General features: G+C 54.9%; 23 protein-coding genes. 7 read left to right on the top strand and 16 right to left on the bottom strand.

Annotated elements, in window-relative coordinates; translation table 11 throughout:
* Positions 1-32 precede the first annotated feature (32 nt).
* Positions 33-827, bottom strand: coding sequence for an alpha/beta fold hydrolase (locus HRQ63_RS12230; protein ID WP_172243918.1), 795 nt, complete (start codon positions 825-827; stop codon positions 33-35).
* A 126-nt stretch (positions 828-953) separates the two neighbouring features.
* On the opposite strand from HRQ63_RS12230, the gene HRQ63_RS12225 reads away from it, so the two are divergent.
* On the top strand, positions 954-1,877 hold the full coding sequence (locus HRQ63_RS12225) for a LysR family transcriptional regulator (RefSeq protein WP_172243916.1): 924 nt from the start codon (positions 954-956) through the stop codon (positions 1,875-1,877).
* 98 nt (positions 1,878-1,975) lie between these two features.
* Here the strand turns inward: HRQ63_RS12225 and HRQ63_RS12220 are convergent, their stop codons facing one another.
* The 9 genes from HRQ63_RS12220 to HRQ63_RS12180 all read right to left on the bottom strand — a co-directional run bounded on the left by HRQ63_RS12220 (position 1,976) and on the right by HRQ63_RS12180 (position 11,666).
* Entirely contained in the window at positions 1,976-4,657 is a 2,682-nt protein-coding gene (locus HRQ63_RS12220; RefSeq protein ID WP_172243914.1) for a glycoside hydrolase family 2 protein, read from the bottom strand.
* A 33-nt stretch (positions 4,658-4,690) separates the two neighbouring features.
* Positions 4,691-5,530 carry a carbohydrate ABC transporter permease gene (locus tag HRQ63_RS12215; RefSeq protein WP_172243912.1) on the bottom strand — a complete coding sequence of 280 codons (840 nt, stop codon included), beginning with the start codon at positions 5,528-5,530 and terminating at the stop codon, positions 4,691-4,693.
* A 3-nt stretch (positions 5,531-5,533) separates the two neighbouring features.
* Positions 5,534-6,421: a carbohydrate ABC transporter permease gene (locus tag HRQ63_RS12210; protein ID WP_037291081.1), complete on the bottom strand. Its 888-nt coding sequence runs from the start codon at positions 6,419-6,421 to the stop codon at positions 5,534-5,536.
* Between the two features lie 70 nt (positions 6,422-6,491).
* Positions 6,492-7,754, bottom strand: coding sequence for an ABC transporter substrate-binding protein (locus HRQ63_RS12205; RefSeq protein ID WP_172243910.1), 1,263 nt, complete (start codon positions 7,752-7,754; stop codon positions 6,492-6,494).
* 500 nt (positions 7,755-8,254) lie between these two features.
* Positions 8,255-9,292, bottom strand: a complete 1,038-nt coding sequence (locus tag HRQ63_RS12200; RefSeq protein ID WP_172243907.1) for a LacI family DNA-binding transcriptional regulator — start codon at positions 9,290-9,292, stop codon at positions 8,255-8,257.
* Positions 9,293-9,409: 117 nt separating this feature from the next.
* Positions 9,410-10,384, bottom strand: coding sequence for an oxidoreductase (locus HRQ63_RS12195; protein WP_172243904.1), 975 nt, complete (start codon positions 10,382-10,384; stop codon positions 9,410-9,412).
* A gap of 168 nt (positions 10,385-10,552) precedes the next feature.
* A complete protein-coding gene (locus tag HRQ63_RS12190) occupies positions 10,553-10,759 on the bottom strand; it encodes a hypothetical protein (protein ID WP_172243893.1) in 207 nt (68 codons plus the stop codon).
* Positions 10,760-10,905: 146 nt separating this feature from the next.
* Entirely contained in the window at positions 10,906-11,175 is a 270-nt protein-coding gene (locus HRQ63_RS12185) for a hypothetical protein (protein WP_172243890.1), read from the bottom strand.
* Between the two features lie 209 nt (positions 11,176-11,384).
* Complete coding sequence (locus tag HRQ63_RS12180; RefSeq protein ID WP_172243887.1) at positions 11,385-11,666, bottom strand: hypothetical protein; 282 nt, start codon at positions 11,664-11,666, stop codon at positions 11,385-11,387.
* Positions 11,667-12,007: 341 nt separating this feature from the next.
* Here HRQ63_RS12180 and HRQ63_RS12175 point away from each other — a divergent pair, with 341 nt between their 5' ends.
* The 4 genes from HRQ63_RS12175 to HRQ63_RS12160 all read left to right on the top strand — a co-directional run bounded on the left by HRQ63_RS12175 (position 12,008) and on the right by HRQ63_RS12160 (position 17,982).
* Positions 12,008-13,627 (top strand): serine hydrolase domain-containing protein, encoded by a 1,620-nt coding sequence (locus tag HRQ63_RS12175; RefSeq protein ID WP_172243885.1) that lies wholly within the window; start codon positions 12,008-12,010, stop codon positions 13,625-13,627.
* 307 nt (positions 13,628-13,934) lie between these two features.
* A complete protein-coding gene (gene licT / locus HRQ63_RS12170) occupies positions 13,935-14,765 on the top strand; it encodes a BglG family transcription antiterminator LicT (RefSeq protein ID WP_172243883.1) in 831 nt (276 codons plus the stop codon).
* Between the two features lie 329 nt (positions 14,766-15,094).
* Positions 15,095-17,032 (top strand): beta-glucoside-specific PTS transporter subunit IIABC, encoded by a 1,938-nt coding sequence (locus HRQ63_RS12165; RefSeq protein ID WP_172243881.1) that lies wholly within the window; start codon positions 15,095-15,097, stop codon positions 17,030-17,032.
* Between the two features lie 473 nt (positions 17,033-17,505).
* On the top strand, positions 17,506-17,982 hold the full coding sequence (locus HRQ63_RS12160) for a hypothetical protein (protein WP_172243879.1): 477 nt from the start codon (positions 17,506-17,508) through the stop codon (positions 17,980-17,982).
* 70 nt (positions 17,983-18,052) lie between these two features.
* On the opposite strand, the gene HRQ63_RS12155 is transcribed toward HRQ63_RS12160, so the two are convergent.
* Both HRQ63_RS12155 and HRQ63_RS12150 read right to left on the bottom strand, forming a co-directional pair.
* Positions 18,053-18,526 (bottom strand): copper amine oxidase N-terminal domain-containing protein, encoded by a 474-nt coding sequence (locus tag HRQ63_RS12155; protein ID WP_037291094.1) that lies wholly within the window; start codon positions 18,524-18,526, stop codon positions 18,053-18,055.
* A 208-nt stretch (positions 18,527-18,734) separates the two neighbouring features.
* Positions 18,735-19,805, bottom strand: coding sequence for a LacI family DNA-binding transcriptional regulator (locus HRQ63_RS12150; RefSeq protein WP_172243877.1), 1,071 nt, complete (start codon positions 19,803-19,805; stop codon positions 18,735-18,737).
* Between the two features lie 129 nt (positions 19,806-19,934).
* Here HRQ63_RS12150 and HRQ63_RS12145 point away from each other — a divergent pair, with 129 nt between their 5' ends.
* Positions 19,935-20,837: an ROK family protein gene (locus tag HRQ63_RS12145; protein WP_037291097.1), complete on the top strand. Its 903-nt coding sequence runs from the start codon at positions 19,935-19,937 to the stop codon at positions 20,835-20,837.
* Between the two features lie 135 nt (positions 20,838-20,972).
* The gene (manA, locus tag HRQ63_RS12140) at positions 20,973-21,932 is read left to right on the top strand and encodes a mannose-6-phosphate isomerase, class I (protein WP_172243875.1); all 960 of its coding nucleotides are present in this window, start codon (positions 20,973-20,975) and stop codon (positions 21,930-21,932) included.
* A 133-nt stretch (positions 21,933-22,065) separates the two neighbouring features.
* Here manA and HRQ63_RS12135 read toward each other — a convergent pair whose 3' ends face one another.
* The 4 genes from HRQ63_RS12135 to HRQ63_RS12120 all read right to left on the bottom strand — a co-directional run bounded on the left by HRQ63_RS12135 (position 22,066) and on the right by HRQ63_RS12120 (position 26,572).
* On the bottom strand, positions 22,066-23,991 hold the full coding sequence (locus HRQ63_RS12135) for a transglycosylase domain-containing protein (RefSeq protein ID WP_229714171.1): 1,926 nt from the start codon (positions 23,989-23,991) through the stop codon (positions 22,066-22,068).
* A 9-nt stretch (positions 23,992-24,000) separates the two neighbouring features.
* Positions 24,001-24,540 (bottom strand): hypothetical protein, encoded by a 540-nt coding sequence (locus HRQ63_RS12130; protein WP_172243873.1) that lies wholly within the window; start codon positions 24,538-24,540, stop codon positions 24,001-24,003.
* A 187-nt stretch (positions 24,541-24,727) separates the two neighbouring features.
* Positions 24,728-25,798 (bottom strand): sensor histidine kinase, encoded by a 1,071-nt coding sequence (locus HRQ63_RS12125; protein ID WP_229714170.1) that lies wholly within the window; start codon positions 25,796-25,798, stop codon positions 24,728-24,730.
* Positions 25,799-25,870: 72 nt separating this feature from the next.
* Positions 25,871-26,572 carry a response regulator transcription factor gene (locus tag HRQ63_RS12120; protein ID WP_172243870.1) on the bottom strand — a complete coding sequence of 234 codons (702 nt, stop codon included), beginning with the start codon at positions 26,570-26,572 and terminating at the stop codon, positions 25,871-25,873.
* Positions 26,573-26,594 lie beyond the last annotated feature (22 nt).

Genomic DNA, 26,594 nt, shown 5'->3' with positions numbered 1-26,594 from the left:
GGGATATCGGCTTTGCCTGATCGGAACGTTTTTTACGACTGCACGAAATCGATGACTTCTTGATTGAATTTTTCTTTTTCTTCATAGAAAGGAGCATGTCCGCTGTTTTCGAAACGAACAAGCTTCGACGTCGCTACGATTCCGTGTGCTTCTTCGGCAGCCGGGAACGGACATACTTGGTCGTGAACCCCGTGCAGCATCAGTGTAGGCACGCGTATCGTTTCAAGGTCGGAACGAAGGTCCTCGCTGCCGATCGCTTTCACCGTTTCGATCGTGGCATGAACGTTGGCCTTCATCCCCATCTGCCATAGCCAGTTTTCGATCCCTTGGGAAGGCTGGGTGTGGAAAAATCCTTTAAACATACTCGTCAACGTTTGCGGCCGATCGGATAGAAGTCCGGCGATCAATCCGTTTACCGCTTCTTCGGGAAGTTTGCTCAACGTCGCGGCTCCGAACAGCATCAATTTGGAAACTTTATATCCCTGATGCCTGCCCATATACCGCGTGACAACGCCGCCTCCCATCGAGAAGCCGGCCAGCGTAACGTCCTTAAGGTCGAGTTGGTCGATCACCGCCTTGATATCATCTGCCATCCGATCATACGTGTATCCATGCAGCGGATGGTCGGAACGGCCGTATCCCCGCAGATCGATGCCGATAAAACGGATACCTTGTCGAGGCAGTACCGATTGTTGATACTCGTAGATCCGATGGTTGACGGGCATTCCGTGCACGAATACGACAGGTTGGCCTTCTCCTACATCTTCCACGTAAAGAGTGACGTTTTCTTCGACCTTAACATAATGACCGTTGGCTGTATGCAGCATGATGTTTCCCCCTTGAAGAAGTTATTGGCTTATGAACCCCCTCATGCTATCATCGGTTTATCCATTTTAAAAACGAAAAGAATCGATAGAATCCATTCGTTTTTTCGATACCTGGGAGGAAAAATCATGTTGGAGACTTTGGAAGGACGTTCGCTGCTTACTTTTTTGGCCGTACTGGAAGAAGGGAATTTCAGCCGTGCCGCAGAAAAGTTGGGTTATGTGCAATCGACAGTGACTTCGCAGATCCAGTTATTGGAGCAAAACTGCAATCAAAAACTTTTTCACCGGCTTCCGCGCGGCGTAAAACCAACCGAAGCGGGCGAACAGTTTGCGCTTTATGCACGCCAATTCGTGCAGTTGGGCCATTCGCTCGAAGAAGCTTTGGAAAATTTGGATCTGCCTCGAGGTACGATGCGTTTAGGGGCGTTGGAGTCTTTTTTGGTGACGCGGATGTCCGGTTTCATGCATGATTTTTTCACGGAATATACCGATATCAATCTGCTGCTTGAAACGGGATTTCAAGCAGACATCGTGGATCAGGTTCAGTCCCATGCCCTTGATTTCGGAATCGTGCCGATGGACCCCAAACAAGACGACTTGATTTTCGAACCGCTGATCGACGAAGAAATGATCGTTGTCGCCTCCAAACCCCTGGCCGATTTGATCGAACACCAAGGATGGGACCATATTTCGGGAATTCAAGTGATCGGTTTCGGTTCCCGATGCGTCTATCATACGGAAGGACTCAAACTGTTAAGCGAAATGGGGCTGCCTTCCGGCATTCATTCGAACGGATTTGCAAGTACGGAACTCGTGCGGCAGGTCGTGACTTGCGGGCTCGGCGTTGCTCTCGTGCCTAAAATCTCGATAGCGCAAGAACTCGCGCAAGGCATCGTCGTTTCGCTGCCGATGCCTAGAAAAATAACCTTCGTTCACGGGATCGTTCGTCACAAAAAACGGGTATTAAACACGCCTTCCAAAGTTTTTTATCGAGAAATCGTCGAATACTTCTCGAAGGCTTCCGCTACCTCAACTCTGCTCCGATTGTAACGCAAAAAGACGCCGAATACGGACAACGGAATCGCTCCTGTCCGTATCGACGTCTTTTTGCTGCAATGCTCGGAATCAGATTGCCTGATCTGTCCGTTTTAACGATCCGGATCGCCGAAATGCACGAAAGCCACACGCGGATTCGGAGACCTGGGTGCATCGGCCTGTGCTTGGTCGTTTTTCGCGCCAAAAACATCCGGGATTAACGCGGCGCAGTCCACGGTCACGATCTTTTCTTCCCCCGGAAAAAGAGAGAAATAAGCGTCGTCCGCCAGCAGCCGATACGCCTCCGTCATTTCCTGCGGATGCACGTGCAGAGCAACCGTCGTCCCGGTATTGACTATGCGGTAACTCCGGCGCAGAGTCGGCAGATCCGTTTCCGACTGTTGGTCATTTGGATTCCGCGCGATTTCCTGCCATTCCCCGAGCGCTTCCGCGTCCAGCTTCGCTCCGGCCGAACCTAGCGCCGAACGGTACGGATGCAGCCGGCGGACGGAAAAGACATACAGATTATCCGCCTGCGCGGTATCGATCTTCGCTTCCGTGTCTTCCGCGCGCAGCCGCACGTAAAACAAATCGTCGGCCGTATCGGGAACTTCAAAACGTAGCGGCCCCGATTCCGTAACGTTCGCCCTGCTTTTTGCCGCTTGATGTTTCCAGGAAGCCAGTACCGCGCCGTTCGTATCCAGCAGCTCCGTATGAACGATAAACAAAGAGCGTTCCGATCCGTGGAAAAAGAACACCTCGCCTTCGAACGTTTCCCCGACCGAATAATCCAGCGTGCGGTAATGAAGCGCGGCATGGTTAGGCGCGAACGCGTTTTTCGTCCAGTAGTACGCCATCTTCGGTTCCAGGCCGTAATCGATCAGATTGGTGCAGCTGGCATTCGGCCACGGCTCGTTCAACTGCCAGACCAGACTGCCGCTGTTCTTGAACTGCCGTCTCCGGTTCGCTTCGAGAATAAAACGCAATCCTTCGGCCTGCATCCATTGGCTGGCGCGGGAAAACTCGCTCAAATCGCGGAATTCGCCGAACATTTCGGTATCGCGATCGTATGTGTCCCACCATTCCCCGTGATGCCTCCAGACGGGATCGTCGCGCATCGAGACCGGCTTCAAATGAGGCTCGCTCAGGTATTTGCGCAGCGTTCGCGGCGAACTGACGCCGTCCACGCCGAATTCGCTGTGAAACAGATGATCCGCTTCGCCGTACAGCGAATAATGCGCCGGATTGCCTTCGTATTTCCAATGGCCGTGCACGTCGTGGCTGACCCCTTTTTCCCGCGTGATGTACTGCACCGGACCGGAAGCCGACGTCGGCAGGAACAATCGCCCCGGATCGTGCTCGGCGACCAATTCGCGCAGCATCGCCAGATTGGGATCCGCAAACGTGGAAGGACGATCGGGTTCGCTCATCAGCTCGTTGCCTCCGCTCCAGACGGCCAGCGAGACGTGATTGCGTTTCGTACGGAGCGCGTGCTCCGCCGTCTCGGTCAGCCGCTTCAGAAACTCCGGCTTTTTCGAAGGTTCGTTGTCGATGCCGGAACTGGATTGGATAAATTCCTGCCAGACCAGCAGCCCCAGACGGTCGCACGATTCGTACAGGATTTCTTTTTCGATCAATCCTCCGCCCCAGACGCGCAGCATGTTCATGTTGGCGCGCGCGGCGGCTTCGGCCATCCAGACATATTTTTCGTCCTGCACGTTGCCGTACAGATGATCCAGCGGAGTCAGGTTCGCGCCGCGAATATAGATCGGAACTCCGTTCACGACGAACGTATACGGCAGCGAATCGTCCGGCGCGCCTTCGTTGCGGCGATACTCCAGCCGACGGATGCCCGTGCGATGCGTCTGTTCGTCCAGCACCTTGTCCCCGTCCGACAGACGAAGTCGCACCGTATACAGCGGCTGCTCCCCGTACCCGTTCGGGAACCACAGCAGCGGCTGCGGAATATCGACGGCAAGCGAGCAGCTTTTTTGCTTGAAAGGCTGCCGCAGCGTTGTGACGACTTCTCCCGACGGCGACAAGATCCGCGCTTCCAGCTCGCATGTTCCGTATTCGCCGCCGGAGTCTGCTGCGCCGCATTCCTGCTTCTCGGCTTCGCTCGCATGATCGGGGCGTTTGCGGCAGATCGAAGCTTCGATCGCGATGCGGCCGCCTTTTTCGTCCGCGTCGGTGAACAGTCCGATCGCTTCGAAGGAAAAAGGCTCGTGCACGCGCAGACTCACCTCGTCCCACAATCCGATATGGACCAGTCTCGTCGAAAAGTCCCATTTGTAATTGAAGCGGCTTTTCTGGGTAAACGTCTCGGACGTTTTGCCGATCTGCCCCATCTCGTCCGGACTGTGCCGCAGCACGATCCGCAGTTCCGCCGTTTGCCGTCCCCGAAGCGCTTCGGTCACGTCGAACGCGGCGGGCGCGAACATATTGGCGTGCTCGCCGAGCGTTTGCCCGTCCAACATCACGATCGCCTCGTAATCCAACCCTTTGCATACCAGCTCGATTTTTTTTCCCGGCTCGTCCGGCACTTGGAACACGGTCTTGTATACCCACCACCGGTTTTCGACCCACTCGCAGTTCAGGCTGTTCATGTCTCGGTACGGATGGTCGATCCATCCCGCCGCATGCAGGTCTTTATGCACGCCGCCGGGCACGGAAGCGGGCAGCCATTCCGTCACGCCCATCAGCTCGCTCCCGATCTCCATGCTTGTTCCTTTGAGCGGGACCCAGGGCCAGAAGCCTTTGACCTCCCACTCGCCGTTCAGTATGATTTCACGCATGTTTTCCCTCCGATGAATTCTGTCTGTTCAGGTTTATCCTTTAACCGCTCCGCTCGTAACCCCGGCGAAGATGTATTTCTGCAAAAAGAGATACAGCACTACGGTCGGAATCATGATGATCAGAATGGTTGCGCAAATATAGCCCCACTGCGCTTGGTTGTTGCCCGCAAACCGCATGATCGCCGTGGAGACGACGACCAGGTTTTGCTTGGGCATGTACAGATAAGGAATATACAGCTCGTTGTAGATATTGATCGTTTTCAAAATGACCAGCGTCACCGTAGCCGGGGCCAACAGCGGGAACACGATCGAGCGGTAAATGCGGAACAGGCTCGCTCCGTCGATCATCGCGCTTTCGTCCAGCTCGTACGGGATATTGCGGATAAATTGCAGGTAAATATAGATCTGAAGCACGTCGGCTCCCACGAACAGCACGATCGGCGCATACAGCGAATTGAACAGCCCGAGCGACTGGATCATGGAAAACAACACGACCTGCGTAGTGATGTTCGGAATGATGGACGCGAACAGGAACAGCGCCAACACGATGCCTTTTCCTTTGAAATCGAGGCGTCCCAGCGCGTACGACACCATGGTGCCGAACACGATATTGCCCAGCAGCGAGACGGCGACGATGATCAGCGTGTTCAGGAACGCATGCCCGATATCCGCCCGTTCGTATACGATTCGGAAGTTGTCGAAGTTGAAAAAACTTTCGGGCAGCGCGAACGGGCTCGAGTTTTCGTTTTCCCGTTTGAACGCGTTGACGATCACCACGTACGGCGGAAACAGCACCACGAACGACGCGGCGACAAGCAGCAGATATTTGACCGCTTGGATCGGATCGATCTTCTTTTTGGCGGCGGCATTCATCGGTCAATCCCTCCCTTTGCGTCCCAGCGCGGCGTTTTGCCCCAACAGGATCAGTACGGTCAACAGCAGCAGCACGACGCTCATCGCGGAAGCCAGTCCGTAATTGTTGAATTGGAACGCGGTCTCGGTCGTTTTGAGCAGGAAAGTTTCGCTCGCGCCCGCCGGTCCGCCTTTGGTCAGCACGAACGGCAGGTCGAATACCGCCAGCGCGCCGCTCAGCGTCAGGAACATATTGAGTTGGATGATGCGCGACAGGCTCGGCAGCGTCAGATGCCACAGCGACTGGAAACGGTTCGCGCCGTCGATCCGCGCCGCCTCGTACATGTCGGAAGGCAGCGATTGGAGCGCGCCCAGATAGATGATCATCGTATAGCCGAGATATCGCCATACGCTAACCCCGGCCAATGCCCAGTTGACGATGGCGGCATTGCCGAGCCAGCTTTGCTGAAGGCTTTCCAGTCCGATCGCGCCGAGCAGCGCGTTGAGCGATCCGCCCGTCGTGTCGAACACGTACTGGAACATGAACGCCACGGCGACGCCGTTCATGATATACGGGATAAAAAGCAGCACGCGGAACGCGTTGCGGCCTTTGAGTGTCGAGTTCAAAATGACGGCAAACCCGATCGCGACAATATTTTGCAAAATGCCGCCGACCGCGTAAGGGATCTGGTGAAGGAACACGCCGAACAGATCGGGGTTGGTGAACACTTCCCTGTAATTGTCCAAGCCGAGAAAAGACATTCCGGAACCGAGGCCGTCCCAGTCGGTGAAACTCAAATACACCAACCTGGCGGCGGGATAATACGTAAACATGCCCAGCAGCGTCAGCGGAACCAGCAGGAACAAGGCCAGCACGATTTTTTTCTGAGCCGGATAAGACAGGCCGCCCATCGTTTTCACTCCTTATTTTTCGCATGGTGCGCGCGGCTCGGCCGCATTCGGCCGAAGCGCGCGCCGACGTTTATTTCGCGACTTCGGATTTGGCTTTGGCCCACATTTTGTTGTACTTGTCGAACGTCTCCTGCGGATCGTCCGCCAGCACGAACTCCTGGACGATCGCTTCTTTCACGATCTGCGCTTTGTTCACGATCGCTAACGCTTCGGCCGTATCGACTTTGCCTTCCAGATAGGTCGGCTTGTAGCTGTCGAACTCTTCCATCTGGGCGATCTGCGCTTTTCCGTCTTTAAGAATCGGAAGCATGTCCGCGTCGGCGCCGGATTCTTCGATCATCCATTTGACGAACGCTTTGGCGGTGGCGAGATGCTCGCTGTTTTTGTTGATGCCGTAAGCGCCCGACGCCGGACTCAGCACGACGTTGCGGCTGCCCGCTTCATTGTCGTAGGGGAACGGGAAAAAACCGATGTCTTCGGAAGCCATGCCGCCGTCGATCAGCTGCGGGATGATCCATTCGCCCAGATAAAACATGGCGAATTTTCCGGAAGCGACGTCTTTTTTGGACTGCTCCCAATTCGTCGAATTGATGTCCGCTTCCAAATAGCCTTTTTCGTGCATCGTGCGCAAAATATTCATCGATTGTCCGTAAGGACCGTCCAGCGTATACGGAGCGTCCGTATTTACGCGGTCGTTGGACAAGTCGACGTTGCCGGACAGGGCGACGGGCGTCTCGGCCGCGAACGGGTAGACCGGCCATTGGTCTTTGAAGTTGGAAGCCAAAGGAACGGTCCCGGCCGCTTTCAGCTTTTCGCTCGCCGCGTAAAACTCGTCCAGCGTGGTCGGCACCTTGTCGATGCCCGCCTTTTCGAACGCCTGCTTGTTGTAGACGACGCCGACTACGTCGACGCCCGAAGGCATGCCGTACAAGACGCCGCCGTCCGATTTGTAATCGGGGAAGCGTATGCTGTCGGTCAAGCCGAGATCGTCCAATGGCGCGTAGTAATTCGGCAGCTCGGTGTTGGCGATCGTCGGAATATTCATGACGTCCGGGAAATCGCCCGAAGAAAGCCGCATTTTCGCCGTTTTGTCGTAATCGATCGTCGCTTCGAATTCTACATGGGCATCCGGATATTTTTCGTTGAACCGCTTGGCGTAATCGTCGTAAACGTTGCCGATCAGATCGGTGCGGTTGGTCAAATACGTGATCGTTCCGCTGATCGAGTCTTCGCCGCCTCCGTCGGAAGCGGCCGGTTGGTTTTGACCGCCGCATCCGGCCATGGAAACAGCCAATACCCCCGCTATCGCTCCGAGCATCCACTTTCTGTTCATTTCTGTTCCTCCCGTGTATGAGATCGCTTTCAACAAAACATTAACATACACTTAAACTTATTTCAATTATTTTAAATAAGTTTAAGAAACAATATGATTCTATTGAAAGGAAGATGCGGAAGAAATTCAGTTCAAAACGCTGTCTCACCCGGAAAGTTGAATTGGATTTTAATAAGGAAGCTTCCCGGGTTCAAAGGCGTCTTTCACTGAATTTCTCCCTCCGCTGTACTTTTTTCGCTATGCGAGTTCTTTTTTTCGCAAAAAAAAGAAGCCCTCTTACACAGAGAGCTTCAAGGTGTCAAGAAAGTTTAACGTAGCTTGAAACGAGAAGACGGAGAGAGAAATTCAGTGCAGGAATGAAATGTTCGCCTTTGAAATCGAGAAAATGCCGCTGAAAATTTAATCCTTTTCTCGATTTCAACACGCGACCGGAACGAATTTCTCTCGGAGTCTTCCCGTTTCCTGCGCCTACGTTTCTTTCTCGGCAGCTTATGCAAACGCTAAATCGTTTTGACCGAAGAACGTTCGATCAGCGTCGTGGCTAGAAGAACCTGTTCGGCGGCACCGGAAGGTTGACGGAGGCGGCGGATCAACAGTTCGGCTGCGCGGATGCCGATGCGTTCTTTCGGAACGCGTACCGTCGTAAGGGCCGGCTGCATATAGCCGGACAAAGACAAGTCGTCGAAGCCGATGACCGAGATGTCGTCCGGGCAGTCCAGGCCGTGTTCCCTGAGCTGGCGGATCGCTTCCAGGGCCAGCATGTCGTTGGCGCAGAATAAGGCATCGACGCCTTCTGTTCGCAGCGCTGATTTCAATCGGTCCGCGAATTCGGGAGACGTGTAATTGCCTTTGCCGCTTACGCCGATGCCGCGAATTTCCGATACCGAAGCGGTTTCTCCGGCTCTCGCATTGAAATCGGCTACCCCTTCCTCAAAGCCTCGGGCCCGTTCGCGGAAGCTCCAAGCCGTTTCCGGATCGCCGACGAAAGCCAACTTCCGATGACCGGCGGCAAGTAGCGCTTCGGCCGCCGAGTAAGCGCCCGCGTAGTTGTTGGCCAACACGTGATCGAACGGCGGGTTCGGCAAGCTGGAATCGACCAGCACGGTCGGAAACGACCTTGCGGACAACGCCGATACGTACTCTTCCGGCATATGGCCCATGAGCAGCGCGCCGTCGGCTTTGCCGTCGACAATGCTGGAAGGAAGCGATTCTTGGGGCGCCAGTGCGATATCAATGCCCGACAAAATCATGCTGTAGCCGTGCTCCGATAGCGACTTGTCGATGCCGCGAATGACTTTGCCCCAGTACTCGATATCGCTCAAGTAAGCTTGCGGCATCAAAACGGCGATATTGCCCGTTTTGGAGAACGCGGTCGCTTTTTTCAACTTCTCGATCCGGTAGCCCATCTCCCCCGCCGTCCGCCAGATCGTTTCGCGGGTCTGGTCGTTGACGGCAGGATCGTTGGATAGCGCTTTGGAGACGAGCGCTTTGGAGACGCCTACCTGATCCGCGATCATTTGCAGCGTGATTTTTTTCAAAGGTCCTAACTCCTCGCGATTCTGTCGTATATCTATCATATCGAGGAATTCAACTTTTTTCAACAAAAACAAAAACCGGTTCCGACTCGATTACCTCTTTAAAAGATCGAGAAATTTTTACATCCGAATGCCCAACTTCGACCAGTCTTCCTTTTCCTCTCGCCGGACATGGAAGTCGTACGTCACGCCCGTCAATTTTTCCGATACGCGCCACAGCTTCGCCATCGTCTCTTCGTTCATTTTGTGATCGACGGACAGATCGAAGCCCGGATAACCTTTGCGCCCGCCTTTGCCGGTCGGTCCGATGTATTCGCCGCCGTACAGACCCGGGGCGGTTGCCGCATACAAAGTCGGCAGCGCGCCCATCGCGGCGGATTGGCTCATCAACCCCCACAAGAATGCCGCGGCGCGTCCCGCCTGCTTGCCGGAGCCGCGCGAGATCAGGTTCGTATTCGATACGCCGGGATGGCAGGCCACGCTGATCGTGCTCGCTCCGATCGCGGACAAATGCTTTTGAAGCTCACGGGCAAACAACAGGTTGGCCAGCTTGCTCTGACCGTAGAATTTCATGGCGCTATAGCCGATTCGGCCGTCCAGATTATTGAAATAGATATATCCGCTCTTGGCCGCGATACTGCTCAACGTCACGACGCGCGATTGCGGCGTCTTCAGCAGCAGAGGCAGCAAACGGCCGGTCAACGCGAAATGTCCCAAGTGATTGCTGCCGAACTGAAGCTCGAAGCCGTCTTTGGTTTTGCCGAAAGGAGGAATCATCACGCCGGCGTTGTTCACGAGGACGTGAAGCGAAGCATATTTGGCGATGACGCGCGCGGCGAATCCTTCGATGCTGGACAGATCGGCCAGGTCGAGACGCATAACCTCTACGCTCGCTTGCGGGAACTTTTTGAGCAACCCGCCTGCCGCCTGATGTCCTTTTTCCAGATTACGCACGGCCAGGATGATCTCCGCGCCTTTTTCCGCGAACCCGTAAGCCGTCTCCAGCCCCAGTCCGCCGCTTCCTCCCGTGATGATCACGCGTTTTCCGTTCATATTCGGCATATCTTTGATGGTCCATTGTCCGTTCGCCTGCATCTTTGATTTCCTCCTTGGTTTGGCCGTTTCTTTTGTATGTTCAGTTTGCCTGAATCGAAGACGTTTTTCAAATAGGCGTTCGTTCTCTCGTTCGTCGAAAAGAGGCGCTTCCGTTAAGGAACGCCTCGGGTTTGAAGTATGAGTCTGCGCGCATTCTATGCCTGCCGATCAGTTTCCCGTGAAAAACAGCAGGATCCCCAACGACAACGATACGAGCAGCAGGAAAAATCCGAGTGCGCGAAAAGCTTGGGATTGAAATCTCGTCGGTTCGAACAGTTCTCCGCCGGCAGGATCCCGCAGCGGATGAAGCAATCGGTCGGGACGTGCAATCGCCAGTGGACACAGCAGCAAAAAAGCTCCGATCAGCCAAAACACTTGTGTCGCCTCCTCGGGTTCCGGATTCGGACGGCGCGTCCGCATTGCGTACCCTTTTTATACCCGGAAAAGAGCTAGCAGTAACGGCTTATCCCGATCGCGAAAAAAGTAGGCGTTAATTGCTGATCCTCTTTTCGTATGAGAAATTACGGATTGCTCTTCTGCGCTTGTTCGACTACCGAAAGTTCAAGCTTTTTCAATCGTTCCTCCTGCCTGCGCATCGAACCGTTCAATTCCTGAAGCTGGCGGTCAAGAAGCTCGAAGCGGTCGTTTTGCTTACGATCCATATGGTTGAGCTGCGTAAGCACCAATCGTTCGATCCGGCTCTCCACGATCGAAGAGACGATCGCGTAGACGATACCGGCCAAGATTGCCAGCATAAGCAAAAGAAATCCGAGTGCCCAAATCCAATCCATCTTAGACGTTCCTCCTTATTTCGAATCGGGTACTTCGTCGGAAGCGAAGATCGAACGATCCAACTTTTCGATCAGCGCGTTTATGGACGTATAAATGCTCATCGCGGACATCCTCCTTGTCTTCGATCAACCTACATGTTACTTACCCTGATCGATATAACAAAATCCCGCATACCCAACCGGTATACGGGATTCAAGCGATGCCCCGATTATTGGGAGCGATCCCGCTCCGCGCGCAGCATCATTTCGTTTTGTTCGCGAAGCAGCTGGTTTTGCTGTTGAAAATGATTGTCCAGCGTTTTGAAGCGTTCGGCTTGCCGGTTCTCCAATTCATTCAAATCCCGGCGCAGCGCATAAATTTCGTCGGTGATATTGGATTTGTTGATAGCCGCCCTGATGATGAAATAGTAGACCACGTAGGGAAGAATGATCATCGCGATCGATAGGATCATGCCGATAAAACCTGCTCCGTAAGAAAAACCGATATTCAATCCATTACCTCCTTCGCTCGCTTAATCGATTCCCGACAAACAGGGTACGAGTCTTTTCCTAAATAACAACGTTCAGAACATTAAAAAAGTTGGCTTTTTTAATAATAATCGTTCTTTCGGCGGGCAGGTCATCATCGATCTCCCCTAGTTTTTCGTTTGCGGGCAAACCACGAATCGCTCGGACAACCTATCCGCAGGTCCAGGTTGAATGTTGACGCGAGACCGATTCGAATTTCAGGCCGGCGGCCGATTTGAAGATCGAAAGCGTTCGTTACAATAAGAACAGTCTTGAAGACGCGCGTTTCACTTTAACCGAAAATGCGAAAGGAAGTATGCGAACCATGAATATTGCCAAAAGAATAAAAACCGCAATGGCCGGGATATTGCTCGGTTCGTTCATCGGGGTGCCTGCTGCTTCTGCCGCTGCGACGACTCCCCGGGCGGAGGATTCTGCCGTCATTGCGGCCTGGACGCCCGAGCAAATCGATACGTATGCCGAAGCCGCGATGGAACGCCTACATATTCCCGGCCTTGCTGTCGGCATTGTCCATGACGGAGAGATTGCTTATATGCAAGGCTATGGCAGCGCAGGTCCCGGAGCCGGACCCATGACGCCTCAGACGCCGCTGGTGATCGGATCGCTCACGAAGTCTTTTACGGCGCTTGCGATCATGCAATTGGTCGAAACGGGCAAAGTCCGACTCGACGCCCCCGTTACCGATTACCTCCCGGACTTCGCTCTTGCCGATGTCCGTGCTTCCGACAAGATCACCGTAGCCGACCTCTTGCACCAAACGAGCGGGTTGTCGACGTATGACGGCGTTGCCTTTTTGGCACAGGGGGATACGACGTTGATGCAGCATATCCGCAATCTGAAAAACGTCGCCCCGACGGAGCCTGCGGGGTCGGTCTACCAGTATTCCAACTTGAACTACAATATCCTCGGCGCGATTGTCCAGCAAGTCTCGGGAGAAGCTTACGGGAACTATGTGGATGAACAAATTTTGCAGCCGCTTGGCATGAGCAACAGCTTCGGATCGCCCGAACGGGCTAATGTCGCCTTATCCGAAAATTCCGATCTGCGTCCCCCTTCCGGTCATCAGTTGCTGTTCGGACTCTCCGTGCCTACGCGATTGATGCAGCATTCGGCCACGACGCCGTCCGGCTATCTGGTCTCGAACGCCGAAGACATGTCCAAGTATCTGATGATGCAAATGAACGACGGCGCGGCCGATAGCGTGCGGCTGCTGTCTGCGGAAGGCATCCGGCGCATGCACGAACAAGGAGCGGACATGGGAGACGGCTCTTTTTACGGGATGGGCTGGATCAATAACGGCGATTATCTCTGGCATAACGGATCGACGGAAAATACGTATACCGAAATGCGCATTCACGGCGACTACGGCATGTTCGTTCTGGCCAACAGCTCCGATCCGTTGATCGTCAGCTACGCCGGCGTTTTGCCCGGCATCGACGATATCGTGCACGGCCGGACCCCTTCGTTGGAAAGCCTGCCCGATTTTTTCAAGCTGTACGCGATCGCGGACGGCATCGTTGTCGCGGTGATTTTGCTGTTCTTGTTCTCGGTGCGCAGCTTGTTCCGTTGGCGCAAAGCTTTCCGGCCCGTCGCTTGGAAAACCACGCTGAATATCGTTCTGCTGCTCGTTTGCAACGTCGCGTTCCCGCTGGCGATCCTGCATTTCGTTTCCGGACTTGCGCCGTGGAACGTGGTCGTCACCTGGGCTCCCGGCATCGGTTGGGGACTGACGGTTCTGCCGTGGCTGCTCTTTGTTACCGGAGGCCTGAAGTTGATTCTGATGATTGCGGCCGCGATTACGGCAAAAAAAACCGAGCAAGCATCGAATACCTCCAAGCCAGCATTTACGGAGACGAATACACAAGCGAGAAGTGCCTTTGTTTCCGGGAAGGAAAATGCGTTCAGCAGAGAAAATGTACATTGAACGCAAACGGCGCTTCCTCTGTTTAATGATCTGCATCGCTCTAGATGAAAAGCCCTACCTGGTACGAAAGCGATCGAAATCCGATCGCTTTCGTTCGTTTCCCTGACCTGTCAACTTTTTTTGAAAGCGTACGCTTTTCCCCTTGCCAACTGTTGAAAACGGTGTTATTGTGGTTGTGGGATTGTTACTGAAAAGGCAAAACCCAAAACATGTGCCTAACGTGTTTTGGGTTTTGCCTTTTTGTTTCCATTGTGCACAATGATATAATCCTTTATGAAGCAGCTTCAATGAACAAGAGGTGAACGCAATGCAAATTCTGAGGGTGCTCAACAACAACGTCATCACGTCGCTGGACGAGAACGAGACGGAAATCGTCGTGATGGGCCGGGGACTCGCCTTTCAAAAAAAGCCGGGAGACGAAGTCGACACGGATAAGATCGAAAAGATTTTCCGTCCGGAAAGCAACGATTCGTCCCGGAAGCTCAAGGAACTCTTGGAACAGATTCCGATGGAATACGTTCAACTAACCGAGGATATCCGCAAGCTGGCAGCCCTTATGCTGGATAAGGAATTCGGGGATACGATCTATCTCTCCCTGACGGACCATATCCACTTTGCGGTAGAGCGCCATCAGCGCGGACTCGATATCAAGAACGGATTGCTCCTTGAGGTTAAAAGCCTGTACAAGGCCGAATACCAGGTAGGACGTTCCGCGCTCAAGCTGATCAAAGACCGTCTGGGCGTCGAACTGCCGGATGACGAAGCCGGATTCATCGCGCTGCATCTGGTCAATGCGCAGCTCGGCGAAGAAATGCCCGTTCTGATGGACATCACCAAGATCATCCAGGACATTCTCGATCTCGTGCGCAAGCACTTCGGACTGGAATACAACGAAGATTCGATCAGCTACTATCGCTTCGTGACCCACTTGAAGTTCTTCGCGCAAAGACTGATTAGCGGCGACCATTCCGGCAACAATTACGACAGCCTTTACGAGATCGTCAAGGAAAATTGTCCGGAAGCTTATCCTTGCACGGAGTTGATCGAAGCGTACATCGCCGAACATTACGATTACCGGCTGAACAAGGAAGAAATGCTGTACCTGACGATTCATATCGACCGGATCGCGAAATCTTAATTGCATACCCTGTATCATTGCCGCTTGCGCTGCACTTGGCAATGATACCAGCACTCGGGATTGTTACTGAAAAGGCAAAACCCGGGCCGTTACCGATCGTCAGCCGGCTGTTTGCCGTACCTGCGTTCGGGCGCCCGGGTTTTTCGTTTTGTCCGGGGTAACGCTGATAGCGTTTACCCCGCCCCAAAGCTTGTCAACTCTTAATCAGAGGGTTACGTTCATCTGAAACACACACGCTTTAGGTGTGTTTCAGGTGAACGTAACCTTACCGCTAGCGTTGACAAGGTATTAGCAGCATTTATCTTGTAACCAAGAAAGGAAGGCTGAACATGAGCAAGCACGAACAAACAGCCAAATCCGTCCTCGAAAAAATCGGCGGAGAATCCAACGTCAAAACGATGACCCACTGCATGACGCGCCTGCGTTTCGAACTGCGCGACAACAATAAAGCCGACCGCGCGGCACTCGAAAATACGCCGGGCGTTATGGGTACCAACATCGCAGGCACGCAGTTCCAGGTCATCATCGGCAACGATGTACCGAAGGTATACGAACAAATCAATAAAATCGGAGCATTCGGCGGCGGAGCCGCTCAAGACGACGATGCCCCTAAAAAGAAAAGCAATCCGTTCTCGGCTTTGCTGGATATCATCTCCGGGATCTTCACCCCTCTGCTGCCCGCTCTCGCCGGCGCAGGCATGATCAAAGCGCTGTTATCCGTATCCGATGCGTTCGGATGGATGGCAGCCGACGGCAGCACGTACCAAATCCTGAAAGTGATCGGCGACGGCACATTCTTCTTCCTGCCGATCCTGATCGCGTTCAGCGCAGCGAAGAAATTCGGCAGCAGCATGTTCTTGGCGGCCGCGATAGCCGGTGCTGTCCTTCACCCGGAACTGACCGCGCTGTTCGGCAGCGGCGGAGACTTGAGCTTCCTGGGAATTCCCGTTACCGTCGTGACGTATTCGTCATCCGTCATTCCGATCCTGCTCGCGATCTGGGCTTCCTCTTACGTCGAGAAATTCCTGGACAAAGTCATTCCGAGCGCGCTTAAACTTCTGTTCGTTCCGATGCTTACGCTGCTCGTGATCGTACCGGCAACCTTGGTGGCGTTCGGCCCCGTAGGCAGCATCGTCGGCCAAAGCTTGGCCGGCGGCATTACTTGGTTGATCGACAATACCGGCATCTTCGGCGGTCTCGTCCTCGGCGGCACGATGTCGCTGATCATCATGACGGGCATGCACTGGGCCCTCGTCCCGATCGCGATCCTGTCGCTGTCCGAACAAGGCTTCGACTATATTCTGCCGATCATGTTCGCGGCCAACCTGGGCCAAGCAGGCGCTACATTCGGCGTATTCCTGCGCTCCCGTAATCCGCAGTTCAAAGCCCTGTCGTTGTCGACAAGCTTCTCCGCCATGATGGGCATTACCGAACCCGCGATGTACGGCGTGAACATGCGTCTGAAAAAACCTTTCGTTTCCGGCCTGATCGGCGGCGCCGTAGGCGGCGCGATCTACGGATTGTTCCAAGTTAAAATTTACGTCATGGCGGGCGGCGCGGGTCTTCCGGGTATCCCGGCCATGATCGGCCCGACATTCGTTTACGGCATGATCGGTATGGCTGTAGCCTTCGCCGTCGGCGCCGCCGTTACTTTCGTAATGGGCTTCAAAGATATTCCTGTCCCTGCATCCGAAACGGCCGAAGCAGCGGACGCTGTCGCTCCTGCCGCATCGGAAGAAGCTGCTCCTGTAGCAGTCGCAACACCTGCAATCGTCGAAATCCGCAATACTGAACTGTCCAGCCACCTGACGGGTACGGTTAAAGCTCTGGCCGACGTGGACGACGCTACATTCGCCGGCGAATACATGGGCAAAGGCATTGCCGTTGTTCCCAGCGCAGGCGTTGTTACAGCTCCGGCTGACGGCATCGTGAACTCCCTGGCCGTGACCAAGCACGCTGTAGGCATGCAAACGGTAGACGGCACGGAACTTCTGATCCACATTGGTCTGAACACCGTTCGTCTGAAAGGCCAACACTTCAACGTCCTCGTTGAAGAAGGACAAGCCGTAACCGCGGGTCAACCGCTGATTACCTTCAACATGAACGCCATTCGCGCGGCAGGTTACGACCTGACGACGCCGATGATCGTGACCAACACGAAAGAATTCGAAGGCTTCACGGCTCTGCACAGCGGCTCGATCGAAGCGGGTCAACCGCTTCTGAAGCTTGATGTCGCGACTCCAAAGCTTGAAGCGCTGGGCGACTGATCTTGCACGGTGAGCTGATTTGATTTTCTTTATACTCCTGATTGTTCGCCCGATTCGTCGGGGAACAATCAGGAGTTTTTATTTGTGCGGCTTTTTCCGATGCGGTTCGGACCGCATTGGACTGCATTAGGATTTCGTCTAGCCTGACTTTTGCGTCTAACGGATCGCATATCCTTTACAAGCCCGAATGAACGGCTTTTACGACTTTAACGGATCGTATATCCTTTAGCCGTTTTTTAGGGCTTTTTTTCCGTGCAAAACCCGCCTATTTTCATTCTAAGCGCCACCTGGTTCCGTTAGAATTTTCAAATCGCTTAAATTATGCGCTAAGCGTCGTCTCGATCCGTTAAAATTTTTCCGACGTGCTATCGGTTTCGCAAACCGAAATCCGTTTATCCGAAACTCCTTTTGCCCTGCATGCGTCTATTCAGATGAAACGCAGCATACGGATCAACGGGAAGGAGTCCTCTGTCATGAACGGAAATCTCGATCATGTACGTCGCAAGGAAATAGCCGACCTGGATCGCACGGCCTTCAAACGAATCCTGCTCGCAGCCGCTTCTTACGGTGGCGGAGTGTTGGCTTTTGGCTGGGTCTCAAGCGGGCAAGAGGAATTCGATTGGGCATTCGCATGGATGAGCGGCTTGATTCCTTTCGGATTTTTGGCGCTGCCTTTATACCACGTCGTTTGGGCGATCTGTTCCAGAGTCATCTCCCGTCTGTTGAAAAGTATCATGCTTGCCGCGGTATGTATGCTTATCGGCCTGCTTCCCGCATTCGCGTCTCTAAAGATTTGGGGAGATCCTTTTTCTTTGATTCCGGATGCAGTGATGGGACGGACTTACTTGATGCAATTCGCCGTCTCCGGTATGATTTTCGGAATCGGGGCCGCTCTATGGAACGACAACCGTAACAAGAAGACAAAAAAAGACCGCTCACCGCGCCCCTAAGGGCAGCGGAAAGCGGTCTTTTCGGTTCGCGTTCACGATTTTCGTTCACGCTGCCCGATCTTTTCTCGCCTTACTTGATCGAATCGCCGACCCACAGCGTTTCGTTGGCTTTATCCCATTTGATGGATTCGCCTACGCCGCGGACGATGATGCCGACCGGAACGCGCAGTACGCCGCGTTTGAACGTCGGCGAGCCTTGCAGCTTCACTTCTTTACCGTTCACCCATGCGATGTTGCTGTCGGCCATCACTTTGACTACGTTGTCGCCGCGCGTGTACGTGTACGTCTTGGTTTTTTGATCCCACGAGATCATCAAGCCGTCGATGTCGAGCTGCTTGATGACGTCAGCCGTCGCATACAGCGTGCTCTTGATAAAGAACGGGTACGCGCTTGGCGTTACCAGACCGTCGTTGCCGTAGATCATCGCGGCAGGTTCGGATGCCGGAGTCATCGTCGCTGCGGGAGTCGTGGCCGGAGCGGCTTGAGCCGCGGATGCGCCCAGAACGGCGGAGCCGAGCAGCGAAGCAATCAGGATTTTTTTCATGGGAAAAGTCCTCCTCTATAAATGCGATTATTAAGATGCGGTGGAAAAACACCCTACCCTTATATATAAACCTTTCCTCGCATGATTTAGTTGCAGTTCTGACACTACACGGGAAAATTTTTGTAAGCAGACGGTTGAGCGGCTCGGCTTTAAGCGCCTTTTTTGGATTGCGACCGCAAACTATCCCTGATTTTGCGGCTCAAATCGGTCAAAACGTAAAATTGCGCACGTCGATGCCGGCTTCATTCGATACAGGGATCAGCTGCCCTGCCGTCGTCCATCTCACCGCGTGCCGCTTCTCGCCGTAACCGTCCAGCAGCAGCCGAACCGCCGACCTGCACATTTGTTTTTTGTCCGCGCGAATCGTGACGTACAGGCCGGAATCCGGGGCGCAGGCCTGCTCCAATCCGTCGAATCCGGCCACCTTCATCTGCTCCGGTACCGATATGCCGATCGCGCGCAGTCTTCGGATCAGCAGCAGAGCGATCCGATCGTTGCCGCAGAAAAAGGCGGTCGGCAGCGCATCCGTCGCGACGAGCCTCGCCAAAAATGCACCGATTTGCTGTTCGTTTTTCACCTCGTCAAAATCATCCGCCTCCAGCAGAGTCATTCGCTCATCGATCGGCAGCCCCGCTTCACGCATCGCCCGCCAATACCCGAACCAACGCTCTTCATGGCTCGTCGTCAGATTGGCCGGACCGATAAACCCGATCTGCCGGTGCCCGCGTTCGATCAACAACCGTACTACCGACTCCGCACCTTCCGTGTTGGCCGAAACGGCAGCGGCGCAGTTCATGTCCCGATAATACGAATCCAGCATGACCAGCGGCACGCCCGTTTCCCAAACCATATGCGCATACGGCTTGGCGATGATCCCGAACAAAATGACGCCGATATGCTCCAGTTCTCCGTATAAGCTCGGCAGTTCCAGGCGCTCTTCCATTTGGCGATCAATCCGAACGATTACCGCGCTGCAGCCGTGCGCGCGAACCGTTTCCTCCAGAATCCACAGCATATCATGGAAAAAACGAAAATGTTCGCTATCCTCATGGCTGACGACCCGTTCCGGCACGAGCAGTAAAATGTTCCGGCTCGACGCTTCCGGCTTGGCCGCGGCACCCGGAGGAACGTACCCCATCTCCTCCGCTTTATGCCGGACGATCAACCGCACTTGCTCGCTGACGCCGCTTTTTCCCGACAAAGCCAACGATACCGCATTTTTCGAAATCCCCAGCTGATCCGCGATATCCTGCATGGACACTTTTTTCGGTCTGGCCATCCTTTTCCTCCTTGAATGAAAACGCTATTCGCCCGCGCTGAATTATGCTATGCTGGTTCCATGTTACTTTACAGAATTTAATTTCGTCAAGTTTTGTCAAGTTAAAGCGTATAATCGAGGAGGACTATCATGATCGCTATCGGAATCGACATCGGCGGTACCAAGATCGCTATCGGACTCGTAGACGAGACCGGAACCGTTCTGGCGCAGCAATCGTTGAAAACAGACCCTGCCAAAACCCCTTCGCAGCTGATCGAGGAAACCGCTCAGGCCGTTAACGGCCTGTTGGAGCAGCAGAACATTGCTCCGGCAGACGTCAAAGGCATCGGCGTCGGCGCACCGGGACCGCTCGACGCCAAAAACGGACGTCTGGACAGCCCGCCCAACCTGCCTTCCTGGCACGGCTTCGGCGTCGTCGACGAGCTTCGCAAACACTTCGGCGCATGGCCGATCCATTTTCAGAATGATGCGACGGCGGCGACTTTGGCCGAAAAATGGCTCGGTGCGGCGCAAGAAGCGGACAACTTTATTTTCATCACCGTGAGCACGGGAATCGGCGCCGGCATCTACATGCACGGGCGGCTAATTACGGGCGCATCCGGCAACGCGGGCGATGTCGGCTTCATCATGGTCGAACCGGGTGCGGCGGGAACCGAAGGCTATTGGGAACAGATCGCTTCCGGCACGGCAATCGCGCGCCAGGCTTCCGAACTGCTGGGACGTCCGGTCGGCACGAAAGAAGCGTTCGACCTGGCCGCGGACGGCGATGCCCAAATGCGCGAACTGATCGATGTCACCTACAAGCGTCTCGGCATGGGCTGCGTTTCGCTGATCAACACGCTCGATCCCGAGCTGCTCGTGATCGGCGGCGGCGTATCGCAGATCGGCGAGCCGTTGTTCGACGCGATTCGCGGCTACGTCTCGCAGCACGCGCTCAGCCCGTCAGGCCGCCGCACGGCGATCGTTCCGGCAGCGTTGAGCCAAAATGCCGGATTGATCGGCGCGGCGTCGTTGGTGCATCAGGCGTACTAAAGAGACATAAACGACGTATAGATGAATGCAAAAAGTACGTCCGCTCTGCTCATATAGCGTCTGAACATAGGCACGCCGGGTAATAACGAAAGCCATATAGACACACAACCATCGATTAAAAAGGAGCGAAAACCCATGCCAGAAACCGTACGCGAACCTCTTTTCCTCACTCCCGTTTTCCAGGAACGAATCTGGGGCGGCACCAAGCTGAACACCCTGTTCGGCTACGATATTCCCAATGACAAGACCGGCGAATGCTGGGCGGTATCGGGACATCCGAACGGTCAAAGCATCGTACATAACGGACCTTACGCAGGAACCAAACTGGGCGATCTGTGGACCGATCATCCCGAGCTGTTCGGCGATTCCGAGTCCGACGTCTTCCCGCTGCTGACCAAAATTCTCGACGCTTCCGACGATTTGTCGGTGCAGGTGCACCCGGACGACGCTTACGCGCGCGAATTCGAGAACGGCGAGCTGGGCAAAACGGAATGCTGGTACATCGTCGATGCCGAGCCGGGTGCCTCCATCGTCTACGGCCACAATGCCCAGTCCCATGAGGAACTGCGTTCGATGATCGAAGCCGGACAATGGGATACGCTGCTGACGAAGATCGAAGTCAAGCCCGGCGATTTCTTCTACGTGCCTAGCGGAACGATCCACGCCTTGGGCGCGGGCATCGTGGTTCTGGAAACCCAGCAAAGCTCCGACACCACCTACCGCGTCTACGATTACGACCGCAAAGACGCCAACGGCCAAGGCCGCGAGCTGCATCTGGAAAAAGCGATCGAAGTCACGACCGTGCCGCAATCCTACACGGGCGGCGCGTACGAGACGGACCACGTGGACGGCGCGACGATTACGAAGTTCGTATCGAACTCCTTTTTCACCGTGGAAAAATGGGAAGTGGACGGCACGGCGAAATTCGAAGGCCGCGAACGTTACATGATCGTGAGCATTCTGGACGGCGAAGGCACGCTGAAAGGCGGAGACGGCGAATATGCGCTGAAAAAAGGCGATCACTTCATCCTCCGTGCCGGATTCGGGGCTTATACGATTGAAGGCACGTTGACGACGATTTCTTCGTGGGAGTAATGTTCGCGTGAGATAGTAAAACCGCTTTTCGGCATTACGATGCCGGAGAGCGGTTTTTATATACTTTGCGTACGCTAAAAAGATTTCGACACCGCGATGCAGTGGCTTGATGCCCGAATATCAAACGTTACGTTCATCGCCCGGCCAACATCTTGCCCATCGCCGCGGAAAATAATCCGGCGGCCGCCGAACCCGGTACGGTCAGATAATGCCCGGAGTCCGTTCGATCGAATCCCATCCATACCGCAGCCGTCCACTCCGGCGTGAAGCCTGCAAACCAGACGTCCCGATTGGCGGCTTGCGAGACTTCTTTCATTGCCAGAGCGACCGTTCCGGTCTTCCCGCCAACTATGCGGTTTGGAATTCGGGCCGCTTGGCCCGTTCCTTCGGCAACAGCGTTACGCAGCATGAAGGCAAGCGCTGCCGAAGTCCAAGCAGACATCGCGGGTCTGCTCTCCGCTTCCGGATCGAAGCGGTAAATCTCTTGCCCTTGCGCGTCCGTGACGGAGCGAACGAAGTGCGCGGAACGAAACGTGCCTCCGTTTGCAATAACGCTGTACGCCTGGGCAAGCTGAAGGGGCGAGACCCCTTCGTGCAGACCGCCAAGGGCAATCGCCAAATGTTCGTCCTCCGACCCAAGTTCGATGCCTAGACGAGCAGCAAACTCGATCGCTTGCGAAATTCCGGTCTGATTCAGCAACCAGACCGCCGGACTATTGATCGAACGCGTCAGCGCTTCGGTCATGGTCAGACTTCCGCGATACACCCCGCCGACGTTACGCGGCGAATACCCGCCGTACGTCTGCAGCACGTCCGGCAGCACCGAATCCGGCGAGAACCTGCCGGATTCCAGCGCAGGCCCGTAAGCGATGATCGGCTTGAAAGCCGATCCGGGCTGGCGCTTCATATCGACGGCGCGGTTCAGCCCCGCGCCGTCCCCGTTTCGGCCGCCTGCAAGCGCCCGAACCTCCCCGTCGCGATGGTCGACGACCACCATGGCCGCTTCCGTTTGCTGCCCGCCCATATCCGGCGGGAAATAAGCGTCTTCCGCGAAGACGCCCGTCAACGCTGCCTGCGCGGCAGCGTCCAGACCGGTCTCGATGCGGTATCCGCCGCCGCGCAGCTGCTCTTCCGGCAGACCGGTCTTCCGCGCGGCTTCGCGCAGCGCGGCAGCGGCATACGCGGCCGTGCCCGCCGCGTCTACCACAGACTGCTGCGGCGCTTCGTACGCCGCCGCCCGTACCGCCGCCGCGTCCGCTTCCGCGGCGGTAATCACACCCTGCTCAGCCATCAGGCCAAGCACGACCTTGGCTCTTCCTGCCGCCCGCTCGGGATCGTCGACCGGATTGTAAGCGGAAGGCGCCTTCGGAATTCCGGCTAGGATCGCGATCTGCCACAACTCCAACCGATTAAGTTCCGCCGTGCCGAAGTAACGGCGGGACGCCGCCTTGATTCCGTATTGTCCTCGTCCCATATAGATTTCGTTCAGATACATCGTTAGGATTTCGTCCTTGACATAATGACGTTCCAAAGCCAGCGCAATCGAAGCCTCGTTCAGCTTGCGCATCCAGGTTTGATCCAATGTCAGATAAACGTTGCGGGCAAGCTGCTGGGTGATGCTGCTGCCGCCCTCAGCCGTGCCTCCGCTGCGAACATTGACAGCTGCCGCTCTGACGATCCCCGTATAATCGATCCCCTCATGCAGCGCATAGCGTCGATCTTCTGTCCCGATAAAAGCTTGCTTAACTAACAAAGGAATCTCCGCAGCGGATGCAACTTCCCGATAACCGCCTTCCGGCAGGGAAGCACGCCAAACCGCAGTTCCTGTTCGGTCCTCAATCACGGCAGAAGAAGCCGCCTGAAGCGCATCGGCCCGATGATCTATCACCCATTCCCCATAGAAACGTATATAAATCAATACTACTAATGCCAATACGGCCGTCATTGCCGTCAAATCAAATATACCGTACAGCCCCCGACGCACTCCCCGAGAAAAACGTCCCGTTCTCCCTTGCCGCATCGCCCCAATGGATTCGAGTACTTGCTCAATCTTCGCCATGCGCCCCCCTCACAATCGCCTGCCGAAGCGCGGACGATTGGACGTATGCGTATGCTCTTGAACAGAATCATAGGCTTTGACTTCCTCGACAGGAACCACCGCCGTCTCTATTCCTTCCAACTCGCGCATTCGTCGATCCGCCCGCTGCAGTTGCTGCGCGAGCTCCCGCAGTTCCCCGCTCGACAACACTTGAGCCGGACGCATCGGCACGCCGTCCGCCAATTCTCGCGCCGCACGCGACAATTCACGCAGATCGCCGTCCAATTTCCCTGCACGCAGCCAAAATAACAATGCGCCTACTCCCAGAAAACCAAGCGCTAACATCGGTCTCATCCCGATATGATTCACGCCCCAGCGCAGCGCGCGTGCCGCAAAATGCGCCGAATGGGGCATCGTGCGAATCATCCAACCGGCCGCCTGCTGAGCCGCCACCGTCATCATCCCGGCCAACAATAAACAGCTCGCGGCAATCGCTGCGTATCGCGCCCGTACCGTCGCGGTTGCGCTCCCATATACTCTGACTTTGTTTATCACTCGTTCGATCCCCATTCGATTCGCCGCCCTTCCTACGTTCTCCATACGAATTTTTATGATTACGATCAATCATTTCCCATATAGCCTATCAACCGCATCTTAACGAATAGTTCTGTGATTTCTTAAGATTTCCTGATGTTCGGCTCAACGCCAAAAAACCGTCCCTTTCATGCAAGGACGGTTTTTTACACATTCGCCTATTCTATTCAATCTCCGCTAACGGCAATTTCAGCACAAAATCCGTCCGTTCCGAACTGCTGAACACCTCAATCGTACCGCCGTGCAGTTCCACAATCGTCCGGGTAATCGCCAGCCCCAAGCCGCTGCCGCCCGTATGCTGCGAACGCGAAGCGTCAACCCGGTAAAAACGATCAAACACATACGGCAAATCCCGCTCAGGGATCGGTTCGCCGAAATTACTGACCGTCACCCGAGCCAGGGTTCCTTCACGCGATACATCCAGCTCGACAAGCTCTCCATCGCTACCGTACCGCGCGGCGTTGCTGAGCAAATTCTCAAACACCCGCACCAGCTCGATCGGCGACGCGTTAACTCGAAGCTCGTCTTCCGTTCCGGTCACCTCGTAGCTCATCCCCGCAGCTTCCAGCATCGGCATCGCTTCCTCCGCCGCCTGACGAACCAAACGCCCCAGATTCAACGGCACGAATTCAACCGGCAGGCTTCCGCTCAGACGGGTATACTCGAACAAATCGTCGATCAGCTTCTTGAGCATGAGCGCTTTTTCATAGGCAATGTTCACGTAATAACGCATCTCCGTCTCGTCCTGATACCGATCTTTTTCCACGTACTCCAAAAAGCCCAGAATCGACGTGAGCGGCGTGCGCAAATCGTGCGAGACGCCCGTGATCAGCTCGTTTTTGGCTTTGGCCGCTGCCCGCTCCTCCGCGATCGACTGCTCCAGACGCTCTGCCATCGTATTCAGTCCTTTAGCTACCTGACCGAATTCATCCGACGAAGTGACCTCTAGCCGATGCGACAAATCCCCTTCCGCCATTCGTTCGATGCCCTGCGTGATCTCCTGTAACCCGCTGATGATTCGTCTGGAAAAAAAGAAAAATAACAGCACGAACGCCGCTACGCCCACCACGGCCATAATCGGACCCGAGCCTACGCTTTCGATCACCCAGTTCAGCAGACGCTTGTCCGGCGAATTGATCGGGGAGTAGTCAAGGCGCACGATCAGATTGACCGATTGATAGCCGATGAGCAGCAGCGCGGCCGTGCCCAAGGCGCTGAGCAAGAAAGCGTACATGAATCGCCATCTTACGCTATGTATGATTTTTGAAGGCATAAACGTTCGTCCTTTCCGCATTCCGCTACCCATTCAATCCGTCGGGATGAACTTGTACCCCACGCCCCATACTGTCTGGATATACTGCGGCTTTTTGGGATCGCGTTCGATCTTTTCCCGGATTTTGCGCACATGCACCATCACCGTGTTGGCCGACTCCATAAAAGGCTCGTTCCACACTTTCGCATAGATCTGCTCGGTGCTGAATACCTGACCCGGATTACGCGCCAGCATCTCCAGAATAGCGAACTCGCGCGGCGTCAAATGAATTTCGGTTCCCTCCACAGTTACGCGGTGGCTCGCCGTATCGACCGTCAGCTCATCCGCTGCGATCTCGTGCGCGCCGGTTGCTTTTTTTGCACCCAAGCGGTTGTATCGGCGCAGTTGGGATTTCGCTCGCGCAAGCACTTCCAGCGGATTGAACGGCTTGGCGACATAATCGTCCGCGCCGATGCTGAGTCCTGTGATCTTGTCCATGTCCTGGCCTTTCGCAGACAGCATAATCACGGGCATATTGTAGCGCTCGCGGATTTTGATGCAGGTCTGAATGCCGTCCAGGATCGGCATCATGACGTCGAGCACGACCAGATCCACGTTTTCCCGACCCAGTGTCTCCAATGCCTGTTCGCCGTCGGATGCGGTCAACAGCCGATAGCCTTCGTTGCCGAAATAAATACTGAGCAGCTGCAAAATTTCTTTCTCGTCGTCGACGAGCAGCACCGTTTCAGTCGCCATTGTCTTTCGCCTCGCTTTCTCT

The sequence above is a fragment of the Saccharibacillus endophyticus genome, from assembly GCF_013185185.1.
Lineage (GTDB): Bacteria > Bacillota > Bacilli > Paenibacillales > Paenibacillaceae > Saccharibacillus > Saccharibacillus endophyticus.
The sequence above is the reverse complement of the archived record's forward strand: the minus strand, read 5'-3'. Positions and strand labels throughout refer to the sequence as shown.